15 protein-coding genes are annotated in these 12,018 nt (G+C 68.6%); 9 read left to right on the forward strand and 6 right to left on the reverse strand.

Features of this window, described 5'->3' with window-relative positions; genetic code table 11:
- Positions 1–6: 6 nt before the first annotated feature.
- The 4 genes from E5K04_RS14035 to purM all read right to left on the reverse strand — a co-directional run bounded on the left by E5K04_RS14035 (position 7) and on the right by purM (position 4,194).
- Positions 7–1,257, reverse strand: a complete 1,251-nt coding sequence (locus E5K04_RS14035) for an RsmB/NOP family class I SAM-dependent RNA methyltransferase (protein ID WP_407920087.1) — start codon at positions 1,255–1,257, stop codon at positions 7–9.
- Positions 1,253–2,410: a DUF3108 domain-containing protein gene (locus E5K04_RS14040; RefSeq protein ID WP_136555216.1), complete on the reverse strand. Its 1,158-nt coding sequence runs from the start codon at positions 2,408–2,410 to the stop codon at positions 1,253–1,255. Before E5K04_RS14040 ends, E5K04_RS14035 begins: the two co-directional genes overlap by 5 nt.
- Positions 2,410–3,048 carry a phosphoribosylglycinamide formyltransferase gene (gene purN / locus E5K04_RS14045; RefSeq protein ID WP_136555218.1) on the reverse strand — a complete coding sequence of 213 codons (639 nt, stop codon included), beginning with the start codon at positions 3,046–3,048 and terminating at the stop codon, positions 2,410–2,412. The genes E5K04_RS14040 and purN overlap by 1 nt, the downstream gene beginning before the upstream one ends.
- A gap of 108 nt (positions 3,049–3,156) precedes the next feature.
- Positions 3,157–4,194 (reverse strand): phosphoribosylformylglycinamidine cyclo-ligase, encoded by a 1,038-nt coding sequence (purM, locus tag E5K04_RS14050; RefSeq protein WP_136555220.1) that lies wholly within the window; start codon positions 4,192–4,194, stop codon positions 3,157–3,159.
- An 84-nt stretch (positions 4,195–4,278) separates the two neighbouring features.
- On the opposite strand from purM, the gene E5K04_RS14055 reads away from it, so the two are divergent.
- The 6 genes from E5K04_RS14055 (at position 4,279) to E5K04_RS14080 (ending at position 8,821) form a co-directional block, all read left to right on the forward strand.
- Positions 4,279–5,355, forward strand: a complete 1,077-nt coding sequence (locus tag E5K04_RS14055; RefSeq protein ID WP_136555222.1) for an AI-2E family transporter — start codon at positions 4,279–4,281, stop codon at positions 5,353–5,355.
- Positions 5,356–5,390: 35 nt separating this feature from the next.
- A complete protein-coding gene (gene hda, locus E5K04_RS14060) occupies positions 5,391–6,068 on the forward strand; it encodes a DnaA regulatory inactivator Hda (protein WP_136555224.1) in 678 nt (225 codons plus the stop codon).
- A complete protein-coding gene (locus E5K04_RS14065) occupies positions 6,065–6,733 on the forward strand; it encodes a histidinol-phosphatase (RefSeq protein ID WP_136555226.1) in 669 nt (222 codons plus the stop codon). Before hda ends, E5K04_RS14065 begins: the two co-directional genes overlap by 4 nt.
- A gap of 68 nt (positions 6,734–6,801) precedes the next feature.
- On the forward strand, positions 6,802–7,671 hold the full coding sequence (locus E5K04_RS14070; protein WP_136555228.1) for an ATP-binding protein: 870 nt from the start codon (positions 6,802–6,804) through the stop codon (positions 7,669–7,671).
- Positions 7,671–8,387 (forward strand): NUDIX domain-containing protein, encoded by a 717-nt coding sequence (locus E5K04_RS14075; RefSeq protein WP_205700380.1) that lies wholly within the window; start codon positions 7,671–7,673, stop codon positions 8,385–8,387. Before E5K04_RS14070 ends, E5K04_RS14075 begins: the two co-directional genes overlap by 1 nt.
- Positions 8,384–8,821 (forward strand): hypothetical protein, encoded by a 438-nt coding sequence (locus E5K04_RS14080; protein WP_136555230.1) that lies wholly within the window; start codon positions 8,384–8,386, stop codon positions 8,819–8,821. The genes E5K04_RS14075 and E5K04_RS14080 overlap by 4 nt, the downstream gene beginning before the upstream one ends.
- Here E5K04_RS14080 and ubiA read toward each other — a convergent pair.
- Together ubiA and E5K04_RS14090 are read right to left on the reverse strand one after the other, a co-directional pair.
- Entirely contained in the window at positions 8,799–9,674 is an 876-nt protein-coding gene (gene ubiA / locus E5K04_RS14085; protein WP_136555232.1) for a 4-hydroxybenzoate octaprenyltransferase, read from the reverse strand. The genes E5K04_RS14080 and ubiA overlap by 23 nt on opposite strands.
- Positions 9,644–10,195, reverse strand: a complete 552-nt coding sequence (locus E5K04_RS14090) for a chorismate--pyruvate lyase family protein (protein WP_136555235.1) — start codon at positions 10,193–10,195, stop codon at positions 9,644–9,646. Before E5K04_RS14090 ends, ubiA begins: the two co-directional genes overlap by 31 nt.
- 57 nt (positions 10,196–10,252) lie before the next feature.
- Between E5K04_RS14090 and E5K04_RS14095 the strand changes: the two genes are divergently transcribed.
- Genes E5K04_RS14095 through E5K04_RS14105 form a run of 3 tightly spaced genes read left to right on the forward strand, consistent with a single transcriptional unit; the run spans position 10,253 to position 11,851 of the window.
- A complete protein-coding gene (locus E5K04_RS14095; protein WP_136555237.1) occupies positions 10,253–10,603 on the forward strand; it encodes a CidA/LrgA family protein in 351 nt (116 codons plus the stop codon).
- Entirely contained in the window at positions 10,603–11,331 is a 729-nt protein-coding gene (locus E5K04_RS14100) for an LrgB family protein (RefSeq protein ID WP_136555239.1), read from the forward strand. Before E5K04_RS14095 ends, E5K04_RS14100 begins: the two co-directional genes overlap by 1 nt.
- Before the next feature lie 58 nt (positions 11,332–11,389).
- Entirely contained in the window at positions 11,390–11,851 is a 462-nt protein-coding gene (locus tag E5K04_RS14105) for a SixA phosphatase family protein (protein ID WP_136555241.1), read from the forward strand.
- Positions 11,852–12,018 lie beyond the last annotated feature (167 nt).

The following is a 12,018-nucleotide window of genomic DNA, read 5'->3' on the forward strand; positions in this document are numbered from 1 at the left end:
CCTCTTTTACTGTTTGCGGGTGAGCACGGCGGCGAAGAAGCCGTCGGTCTGGTGCACGGCAGGATTCAGTTGTAACACGTCACCGACAGCGAGCGGAATCTTTTGTTCCGCGAGCACGCTGTCGACAGGCGTCAGCTCGAAGTCGGGGTGCGCGGCGAGGAAAGCCTCGACGATGCCCATGTTTTCCTGCGGCAGCAGGCTGCACGTCGCGTACACCAGGCGGCCGCCCGGCGCCACCAGCCGCGCGGCGGAGGCGAGGATGGACGCTTGCTTGACGTTCAGTTCGGCGATCGATTCCGGGCTCTGCCGGTACTTGAGGTCGGGGTTGCGCCTGAGCGTACCCAGCCCCGAACAGGGCGCGTCGACCAGCACCCGCTGCGCCTTGCCGGCCAGGCGTTTGACCTTCACGTCGTTCTCGTGCGCGATCAGCGTCGGGTGCACGTTGGAGAGGCCGGAGCGCGCGAGGCGCGGCTTGAGGTTGGCAAGGCGTTTCTCGGAGACGTCGAACGCGTAGAGGCGGCCGGTCGAGTTCATCTGCGCGCCCAGCAGCAGCGTCTTGCCGCCGGCGCCGGCGCAGAAGTCGACCACCATCTCGCCGCGGCGGGCGCCGGTGATCAGGCCCAGCAGCTGGCTGCCCTCGTCCTGCACCTCGATCTCGCCGCGCAGGAAGAGTTCGTGGCGGTTGATCGACGGCTTGCCGGCGAGGCGGACGCCCAGCGGCGAGTAAGGCGTCGCCTCGGCTTCGAAGCCCTCGTCGCGCAGCAGGTCGAGCACCTGCGCGCGGCGCGCCTTCAGCGTGTTCACGCGCAAGTCGAGCGGTGCCGGCTGCATCAGCGCGCGGCCCAGCGCGATGACGGCCTCCTCGCTCTGGTCGGCCAGCCGCTCGATGATCCAGGCGGGCAGCTCGGCGCGTGCCTCCAGGCTATCCGGCTGCGCCTTGCCCTTGACGGCGGCAAGCCAGGTCTTCTCGTCCTCGTTCACCGCCTCGCCGAATTCCTTGATATTGGTGCCCCACAGCTTGGCCATCGCGACCAGGAGCAGGTGGCGCGCGTTCGGCTTCTTCGGCGCGCACCAGGCGCGCAGCGTCTCCAGGCGGCGCAGGATGGTGAAGCTTGCCTCGGCGATCACGTGGCGGTCGCTGGCACCCAGTTCGCGGTGTTCGCGGAACCAGCCGGAGAGCACGGCGTCTGCGGGGCTTTCGAAGCGCAGCATCTTCTCGAGGACGCGCACGGTCTGCTGGAACTGCAGTGGATTAATTTTCATGGCTGTTCTTTCTGGGCGGCAGTGTCCACACGGGGCTGCCTGCAATGTCGATACGGTAAGCCCGAAGTTCGAGCGTCTTTTTTTCGTCGGCGCGCACGATGCGCACCGGCAGGTTGGCGAAGTCTGGCGCCAGCCAGTACTCGTTGCGGTTGGCGCCTTCGCCGGCGCGCACCAGTACCACGCGGATGGCCCCGTCGCCGGTGTCGTAGTCGGCCTCGCCGGACGGGCGCAGCCTAAAGCCGTACACCTTCTTGCCGGTGGTGATCTGCGTGTCGCCCGCCGCGGGCTCGCCGCCTGCGAGCGCCAGCGCGAAGCCCAGGCTCAGCACGTCCTGCGCGCCGGCTTCAAGCGGCACGCTAGCCTCCTGCTTGTCGCCGTAGTCGAGGCGCTTGTCCTCGCGGTCGAAACGCGCGTATTCGCGCGGCGTCTCGTCGCGCCACGCCTGGTAGCGCTCCGGCGCAAGCTTGCCGCCGCTGGCCCGCCCTTCGGAGACATAGCGCAGCAGCGGGCTGAACAGCCCCTTGACGCGCGCCTCCAGGTGGTAGCGGCCGCCCTGGCGCTGCCAGTGGATCAGCCCGCTGCCGACCTGGATATTGCCGTAGTAGGCGTGGTAGTGCAGCGTCGCCTGGTCCGGAAAGGCGGTGATCGGCGTCGCGGGCCGGATCCGTCCGTCGTCCTGCGCCGTGGCTTCGGCGACGGGCGCGGACGCGGCCACTGCAGCAGGGGCGCTCGCGAGCGCGCCAAGCGCCTGGGTCGCGCGGGCGATCGAACTTGCGGCCGTCTGCGCGGGCGGCGCCGGTGCGAACGGCGCCGCCTCGTCGTCAGCGCGGCGGGCAACGCGCGTTTCGGCGCGCGCATCCGGCGCCTCCGCCTGCGGTGCCGACGCCTCGGCCTTGCGCGGCGCGGGACGGGGGCGGGCGGCGGCCAGCGCCGCATCCACCTGCCTGGGCGTGAGGCGCACGGTCGGTCGCGCTGGCGGCGCCTCGTCCTGCGCGTCCAGTTCCAGCTTGCGCAACTGCGCGGTCAGCGGCTTGACCGTCATGTCCTGCGCGGCGTCCGGCCAGCGCCAATGCCCGCCGCCGAACACCGCGAGGTGGACGGCAAGCGAGAGGACGACGGCGATCAGCAGGGGCCGCGCGTGTTTCATCAGGCCTCGGCGGGGCTCAGCAGCTGCGCGCCGGCGTTGGCGGTGGCCACGCGGTGCACGCGACCGTCCGCCAGCGTCAGTCGGCCGGCGACGAAGTCACGCACGGCGGCCGGGTACAGGCGGTGTTCGACGGCGAGCACGCGCTCGGCAAGGGATGCCGCGGTGTCGCCCTCGAGCACGGGGACCGCACCTTGCGCCACGATCGGGCCATGGTCAAGCTCGGCCGTCACGAAGTGCACGGTGCAGCCGGCGACGCGGCAGCCAGCGTCGATCGCCCGCTGGTGGGTGCTGAGGCCAGTGAACGCCGGCAGCAAGGACGGGTGTACGTTGAGCATGCGACCTTCGTAGCGGCGGGTGAACTCGGCGCCGAGGATGCGCATGAAGCCGGCCAGCACGACAAGGTCCGGCGCGTAGCCGTCGATCACCTCGGCGAGTGCCACATCGAACGACGCGCGGTCCGGGTACGCCTTGTGGTCGACCACGCGGGCGTCGATGCCGCGCTCGGCCGCCCAGGCCAGACCCGCCGCGTCCGGGCGGTTGGCGATGACGGCGACGACGGCGCCGCCGGGCAGGTCCTGTTCGCAGATGGCCTGCATGTTCGAGCCCCGGCCGGAAATCAGGATGACAATTCGTTTCATGATGGTTTCACGCTAGCGGTTTGCACGCCAGAAGCAATAAACGCCGTACCGCCCCGGATGCGGGTGCGGCACGGCGTCGTCGGCCTTCGGCCTTGTTGTGGTGGCGGGTCAGCGGACCTGGGTCTGGTGTTCGTCGCCGGTGCGCGCGTCGACGCGGCCGATGCGGTACACGGTCTCACCCTCGGCGCGCAGCAGCTCGGCCGCAGCGTCGGCGTGCTCGGCGGCGACGATGACGACCATGCCGATGCCGCAGTTGAACGTGCGGTACATCTCTTGTGCGTCGACCTGGCCCTGTTCCTGCAGCCACTGGAACAGCTTGGGTAGCGGCCAGGCGGCGGCGTCGATGCGTGCGACGCAGTTGTCCGGCAGCACGCGCGGGGTGTTCTCGGTGATGCCGCCGCCGGTGATGTGCGCCATGCCCTTGACCGGCAGTTCGGCCATCAGCTTGAGCAGCGGCTTGACGTAGATGCGGGTCGGCGCGATCACCGCCTCGCGCAGCGTGTGGCCGCCGTCGAATTCAGCGTCGAGATCCGGGTTCGCGCGCTCGATGATCTTGCGCACCAGCGAGTAGCCGTTTGAGTGCACGCCGTTGGACGCAAGGCCGAGCACCACGTCACCCGACGCGATCTCGCGGCCGGTGATTACCTGGCTCTTCTCGACGACGCCGACGGCGAAGCCGGCCAGGTCGTACTCGCCGACCGGGTACATGCCCGGCATCTCGGCGGTCTCGCCGCCGATCAGCGCGCAACCGGCCATCTCACAGCCTGCGGCGATGCCCTTGATTACGTCGGTCGCCTGCGCGACGTCAAGCTTGCCGCACGCGAAGTAGTCGAGGAAGAACAGCGGCTCTGCGCCCTGCACCAGAATGTCGTTGACACTCATGGCGACCAGGTCGATACCGACGGTGTCGTGACGGTTCCAGTCGAAGGCGAGCTTGAGCTTGGTGCCGACGCCGTCGGTGCCCGAGACGAGGACCGGTTCGCGGTACTTCTTGGAGATTTCCACCAGTGCGCCGAAACCACCGAGTCCGCCGAGCACCTCGGGGCGCATGGTGCGTTTGGCGAACGGTTTGATGTTTTCGACGAGCGCATCGCCGGCGTCGATGTCTACGCCTGCGTCGCGGTAACTGAGGGCCGTGGTGTTCAAGGTCGACTCGCTTTCTGCTAACGTGTTTGTTTTACTTCAAACTTTCGCCTGAACGAAAGCGCCGATATTCTACCCGAATCAAAGATGAAACGCTCTGCCAACTCGCTGCTGCCATGGCTGGCCGCCCTCGCATGCGGCGTCCTCTTTTTCTGGCTGGTCATCCGGCTCGCCGGCGTGCTCACGCCCTTCGTCGTCGCCGCGGTGCTCGCCTACATCCTCGACCCGCTGGTCGGCTGGCTGACCCGCCACCGCGTCGGCCGCCCGCTCGCGTCCTTGCTGGTGATGGCCGGCGGCATGCTGCTGATCTCGCTGCTGCTCTTGGTCGTGGTGCCGATGCTGATCGAGCAGGCGCAGGCGCTCGCCGCCAGGCTGCCTGCCTTCATCGATTTCGTGCAGCACCGCTTCCTGCCGTGGCTGGACGCGCGCTTCGGCGTCAAGATCGTGCTCAACGCCGATACCTGGCGGGCGGCCCTGTCTGACAAGGGCGGCGCGCTGCGCCAGGCGCTCGAGCAGTTGTGGCCGCAACTGACGCACGGCGGCGCCGTGCTGTTCGACTTCCTGTCGAACATGGTGCTGTTGCCGCTGCTGCTCTACTACTTCCTGCTCGACTGGCCGCGCATGTGCCGCTGGGTAGCGACGCTGGTGCCCAGGCGCTGGGCGGTCGAGGTTGGCCGCGTCGCCGGCGAGCTCGACCAGGTGTTGGGTGAATTCCTGCGCGGGCAGATCTCGGTGATGCTGATCATGGCGGCGGTGTACGGTGGCGGCCTGATGCTGACCGGGCTGGAGTCCGGCCTCGCCATCGGCATCGTCGCCGGCCTCCTAGTGTTCATCCCCTACCTTGGCGCCTTCATCGGCCTGTTGCTGGCGACGCTGGCGGCGCTGTTGCAGTTCGGCACGCTCTCGGGGCTTGCGCTGGTGTGGGGGGTGTTCATGGCCGGGCAGACGCTGGAGAGCTTCGTCGTCACGCCCTATCTGGTCGGCGAGCGCATCGGCCTGTCGCCGATGGCGGTGATCTTCGCGCTGATGGCGTTCGGCCAGCTGATGGGCTTTACCGGCGTGCTGCTCGCGCTGCCCCTGGCGGCCATCGTGATGGTGCTCGCGCGCAGCTTGCTGGCGCGCTATTTCACCTCGCGCTTCTATCAGCGTAAAATCGGGCGTTAAACGCCCATTTATCGCAGACACTCCCAGAACGCATTTTGGATCAACTCGTCCTCGACCTGACGCCGACGCCGACGCCCGGCTTCGACAACTTTCTCGCCGAGCATAACCGCGAGATCATCGCCGCGCTCAACGACGCGTCGGGCGAGCGCTTCGTGTACCTGTGGGGCGCGCCCGGCTGCGGCAAGACGCACCTCTTGCAGGCGTGGATCGCCCACGCCGAGCGCACCGGCCGCGCGGCGATCTACCTCGACGCCAAGACCGAGCACCTGCCCGACTTCGCGCGCGAGGCGAGCTTCATCGCGGTCGACCATGTCGATGACCTGACCCCGGACGACCAGATCACGCTGTTCTCGATCTACAACTCGCTGAAGGAAAGCGGCGAGGGGCGCCTCCTGATGGCCGGCCGCCTGCCGCCGATGCGCCTGCCGGTGCGCGACGACTTGCGTACCCGCCTGGGCTGGGGGCTGGTGTTCCAGGTCAAGGCGCTGTCCGACGACGACAAGCTCGCCGCGCTCAAGCGGCACGCCGCCGAGCGCCAGCTGGCGATCCCCGACGACGTGTTCCGCTACCTGCTCACGCACTGGCGGCGCGACCTCTCCAGCCTGATCGACATGCTCGACACGCTCGACCGCTATTCCCTGGCGCTGCAGCGGCCGATCACGGTGCCGCTGGTGAAGAACATCCTGCAAACGACAAGAAACGACGCCCCATGAACCTTGCGCTGTTCGACCTCGACAACACCCTGCTGGCCGGCGACTCCGACGTCGAATGGCCGAAGTTCCTGATCGGCCGCGGCATCATCGACGCCGAGCACCACGCCCGCCACAACGACTACTTCTACGAGCAGTACAAGGCCGGCACCCTCGACATCGACGCCTTCCTCGAATTCCAGCTGGCGCCCTTGGCGCGCTTTACGCGCGAAGAGCTCGACAGCCTGCACGCCGAGTACATGGGCGAGCATATCCTGCCGATCATCCCGGCCAAGGCGCGCGCGCTGGTGGCCGCTCACCAGGCCGAGGGCGACCTGGTGATGATCATCACCGCGACCAACCGTTTCATCACCGGGCCGATCGCGCGCGAACTGGGCGTCGAGCACCTGATCGCGGTCGAACTGGAAGAAGGCGCCGACGGCCGCTACACCGGCCGCTACACCGGCACGCCGAGCTTCAAGGACGGCAAGATCACCCGCCTGAACGAGTGGCTGGCCGCGCGCAGACAGACGCTCGCAAGTTTCACCCGCTGCTACTTCTACAGCGACTCGCGCAACGACCTGCCGCTGCTGTCGCAGGTGAGCGACCCGGTCGCGGTCGACCCGGACGAGGCGCTGCGCGCGCACGCGTGCGCGCATGGCTGGCCGGTGATCACGCTGCGCGACTGAACGGTGCGCGCACCGGGCCGCGGCAAGCCTGCCGCGGCCTTTTTCTTATGGACAAGCAAGGGGGACGCATGGACAGGTTGAACGCCTTTCTGGAGAGGGCCGAGCAAGTCTTGGCCAGGCTCGAGCCGCTGTTGCCGCCGCTGCAGCCGGCACCCGACTGGACGGCACCGGCCTTCCGCTGGCGCCGGCAGGGGCTGGCGGGCTGGCTGGAGCCGGTATACCAGCCGCACAGTATCCGGCTGGACGAGCTCTCCAGCGTCGAGCGGCAGAAGGAGGCGCTGGTGCGCAACACCCGCCACTTCCTGAAGGGTCGGCCGGCCAACAACGCGCTGCTCACCGGTGCGCGCGGTACCGGCAAGTCCTCGCTGATCAAGGCGCTGCTCGCCGAGTTCGCCGAGAAGGGCTTGCGCGTGATCGAGGTCGACAAGACGCACCTGGGCGACTTGCCGCAGATCGTCGACATCGTGAAGAACCGCCCGGAGCGCTTCATCCTGTTCTGCGACGATTTGTCGTTCGAGGAGGGCGAGGACGGCTACAAGGCGCTCAAGTCGCAGCTGGACGGCGGCGTCGCGCCGCGCGCCGACAACCTGCTCGTCTACGCGACCAGCAACCGCCGCCACCTGCTGCCCGAGCGCCTCAGCGAAAACCGCGAGGGGAAGAGCGAAAACGGCGAGATCCACCCGGGCGAGGCGATCGAGGAAAAGATCTCGCTGTCCGACCGCTTCGGCCTGTGGCTGTCGTTCTACCCGTTCGACCAGGACGCGTACCTGACGGCGGTCGCCGGCTGGCTCGGTCACTTCTCGCTGGCGATGGACGCAGCGGCCGAACGCGCCGCGCTGCAATGGTCGCTCGCGCGCGGCAGCCGCTCGGGCCGGGTCGCCTGGCAGTTCGCCTGCGACTGGGCCGGGCGGACGCAAAAGGAACGCAAGGCATTCTGATGACGGACAACACAGGCAAGACCATCGCGGTGGTCGCCGGCGCACTGATCGACGCCGACGGCCGCTACATGCTGGGCTCGCGCCCGGCGGGCAAACCGTACGCCGGCTACTGGGAGTTCCCCGGCGGCAAGGTCGAGGCGGGCGAGACGCTCTTCGCGGCGCTGGCGCGCGAGTTCGACGAGGAAATGGGGGTCAGGGTGCAGCACGCGACGCCGTGGCTGACCCGCGTCCACCATTACGAACACGCGTCGGTGCACCTGACCTTCTTCCGCGTCTGGTCGTGGGCGGGGACGCCGCAGCCGCACGAGGGGCAGGCGTTCGCCTGGCAGAAACCGGGCGAGGAGAGCGTCGCGCCGATGCTGCCGGCCAACGGCCCCATCCTGCGCGCGCTGCACCTGCCGCTGAGCTTGCGTGTGGCAGCAGACGGGCGTTTTGCCGTCGGCGAAGAGGCCGGCGCCTTGGTGGACCTCGCCGGGGCGCAGCGTGCCGGCCGGCCGCCAACGCCGTGGGCCGGCGCCCGCGTGCGCTCTGCGGCCGAACTGGCCGAGGCGGCCCGTCTGGGCTTCGACTTCGCGCTGGCCGATGCGGTAGCGGGCTGGGACGCGTTCGACCGGGTGGTCAGCGCGGGTTGGCCGCTGCCGGTGTTCGCGGCGGGCGCTACGCTCTCCGCCGCGCTCGAACACGGCGCGCACGGCGTGCTGGAGGCGGGCGCATGAAGATGGACCGCAAGAAATGGCTGTGGCTCGCCGGCGCGCTCTTGTTGCTTGCCGCGCTCAAGCTTGCCTTGCTCGGCTGGTGGTGGCGTTCGCAGGCGGCGGCGCCAAAGGCCGAGACCGTCGCCTGCGCGGTGGACGCCGCGTGTGCCTTGCCCGGCGGCGGTGAACTGCGCTTTGCCGGCGCGCCGCTGGAAGGCAAACCATTCGAGATCGTGCTCACCGGCGAAGTCGGCGACGCGCCTACCGCCGAATTCGCGATGGCCGACATGGACATGGGCTTCAACCGCTACCGCTTCGTGCGCGAGGACGGGCGCTGGGTCGCCCGCGTGCAATTGCCGGTGTGCGTGAGCCAGAGCCGCAACTGGCTGATGAAGCTGACGCTTGGCGAGCGCAAGCTCGTCGTGCCGTTTGCTACGCAGGCAGCCAGTAGCTGAGCACGACGCCGGCGAACACGGCCAGGCCGACCCGGTTGTTGTCGAGGAAGGCCTTGAAGCAGCGCGCGCGGTCGCGCCCGCGGATGTCCGCGTACTGGCGCGCGATCAGCAAGGCGGCGACGGCCAGGCTCAGGTAGTAGGGCCAGCCCAGTGCGGCGACGAGGCCGACGGCCACCATCAGCGCAAGGAATAGCGCGTGGCAGAGCATCACCGCGGCGACGTCGTAACGGCCGAAGGTGATCGCCGAGGTGCGGATGCCGATCTTCAGGTCGTCCGGCTTGTCGACGATCGCGTACTCGGTGTCGTAGGCGACGGTCCAGCACAGGTTGGCGGCCAGCAGCAGCCAGGCGGTCGGGGGCACGCTTCCGGTCTGCGCGGCGAAGGCCATCGGGATGCCGAACGAGAAGGCGAGGCCCAGATAAGCCTGCGGCAGCGGGAAGAAGCGCTTGGTGAACGGATAGCTGCCCGCCAGGAACAGGGCGGGCAGGCTCATCAGCCAGGTCAGCGCATTCAGCGGCAGGATCAAGAGGAAGGCGAGCAGGGACAGGCCGGCCGCCAGCAGCAGCGCCTCCTTCTCGCTGACCGCGCCACGCGCGAAGGGCCGGTTGCGCGTGCGTTCCACGTGCGCGTCGAAATGGCGGTCGGCGTAGTCGTTGATCACGCAGCCGGCCGAGCGCATCAAAAAGGTACCGGCGACAAAGATGGCGACGACCAGCCAGTCAGGCTCCCCGGCGCCGGCCAGCCACAATCCCCACAGCGTCGGCCACAGCAAGAGCAGGGTGCCGATCGGCTTGTCGGCGCGCATCAGTTGCAGGTAGACGGTCAAGCGGTCGTCGCGGGCGGGTATGGACATGGCGTCAACAGTTCGAGTGCAGGCAAAAAGAGTTCGGTGACGATCAGCGGCGCGCCTTCGAAGGTGAACAGGCAGCGGCGTGCCGGCAGCGGCGCGTCCCCGCAGAGAGGTGCGGCGAGCGCGTGGCGCGGGTCGCCCGTGCCGAGCAGCGCGTAGGCAAGCGGGCTGCGTACCAGCGCAGGCATCTCGCCGAACAGCGTCAGCCCCAGCGAGCGGCGGCCACGGTCGAGCCGGTCTTGCCAGTGCGGGCAGCCGGCGCGGCACACGCTGCGCGCGACCACCACGGTTTGCCCGTCCAGCGTCAGCGCGACGTGGCGGGCGTAGGCCGCGGCCGGGTTTCCCAGCAGTGCCGCCTCGTCGCTGAGCGCGGTATCATTCCCTTGGAATAAAACGTGGACGGCGAACAGGCGTCCGCTCGCCTGCAGGTACTCGGTCAGCGAACCGGGCGCGGTCAACGCAGCGCTCAGCGCGATCGAGGCGTGCGGCGCGCCCGACCGCCACGGCGGAGGGGTGAAAGTCATCGGCGCATTATGCCAAACGTGGCTGTCGATTGTCGTCCATTGCAAGGAGGAATCCGCGTGCTCGAAGCTGTGATCTGGCTGCTGGCTTACCAGCTGGCCGGCGAATTGGCCGTGCGCTGCTTCGGCTGGCCGCTGCCGGGCGCCGTCGTCGGCATGGTGCTGCTGTTGTTGACGCTGCTGGCGCGGCGCTCGGTACCGGAGGGCTTGCAGCGCTCGGTGCCGGCCATGCTCGGCCATCTCTCCTTGCTGTTCATCCCGGCCGGCGTCGGTGTGCTCGCGTGGTGGCCGCAGCTGCTGGATGCCGGCTGGCGTCTGGTACTGGTGTTGCTGCTCGCCACCCTGCTGCCGCTGCTGGGGACCGCCTACCTGCTGCGTGCCTTGCTCGCCCGCAAGGAGGGCGCCCGCTGATGGACGCTTTCATTGCTGCCTGCCTGGCCGTCAGCCGCGGGCCGCTGTTCGGCCTCTTCCTGACCCTCGTCGCTTACCGGGCGGCGCTATGGCTGAACCAGCGCTGCCACGGCCACCCATTGAGCAACCCGGTGCTGGTCGGCTGCGTGCTGGTCGGCGCGGTGCTGCTGGCAGGCGGCATCCGCGTCGACAGCTATATGGAAGGCGGGCGCTTGTTGCTGCTGTTGCTGGGGCCGGCCACCGTCGCGCTGGCGGTGCCGCTCTACCACCAGTTCGCCAAGCTGCGCCGCTCGGCAGGCGCGCTGGCGCTGGCGCTGCTGGCAGGCTCGCTACTGGGGATTACCAGCAGCGTGGTGCTGGGGCGGCTGTTCGGCCTGCCCGAGACCATGGTGCTGTCGCTGGTGCCGCGCTCGGTGACGACGCCGATCGCGATGGGCGTCGCCGAGGCGATCGGCGGCGAGCCGACGCTGGCGGCGGCCTTCGTGATCGTCTCCGGCATCCTTGGCGCGGTGCTGGTGCGGCCGCTGTTTACCCGGCTCGGCCTGATGGATGAGCGGGTGCTGGGTTTCGCCACCGGTGTCGCCGCGCACGGCATCGGTACCGCGCGCGTGTTCCAGATCTCGCAGGGGGCGGGCGCGTTTGCCGCGCTGGCGATGGGGCTCAACGGGCTGATGACCGCGCTGCTCGCACCGCTGCTGCTGGGCTGGCTCGGCCGTCTCTGGCATTGACGCCCCGGGCTGCGATACTGGAAGCTGCGCGGCCAACACCAGAACGGAGACAGACGGTATGGACTTGATCCTGTGGCGACACGCCGAGGCGGAAGACGGCAACGATGACCTGGCGAGGACGCTGACCCGCCGCGGCCACAAGCAGGCCGGCCAGATGGCGGCCTGGCTGCGTGACCGGCTGCCCGCGCATTACGAACTGTGGGTATCCGAGGCGCGGCGCTCGCAGCAGACGGCAGGGTATCTGCGCAAGGACTTCCGGGTGGAGCGCGGCATCAACCCCGACATCGGCTGGGCGGACGTGCTCAAGGCGATCGACTGGCCGCATGGCGGGTCGCGCACCGTCGTCGTCGTCGGCCACCAACCTTATATCGGCCGCATCGCCTCCAGCCTGCTGTGCGAGCAGCCGCTGTATTTCAGCGTGAAGAAGGGCAGTGTCTGGTGGCTGCAGCACAAGGCGCACGGCGACCTTGAGCAGGTCCGCCTGCGGGTGATGATGCCGGTGTCGATGCTGCAAAACTGATTTCCCTTGTAAAACAATGGTATGACGAATTGGTCTGGGTTTTGTTGCTGCCGGGTGTTGACGGAGGCGGGCCGCAAACGTATAGTTCGCCACCTCGACGCAATGCACACAACGCGAAACGTCACTGCTCTTTAACAGAACGAACAACCGATAGGTGTGAGTGCTTG

The organism is Crenobacter intestini (assembly GCF_004919095.1).
Lineage (GTDB): Bacteria > Pseudomonadota > Gammaproteobacteria > Burkholderiales > Chromobacteriaceae > Craterilacuibacter > Craterilacuibacter intestini.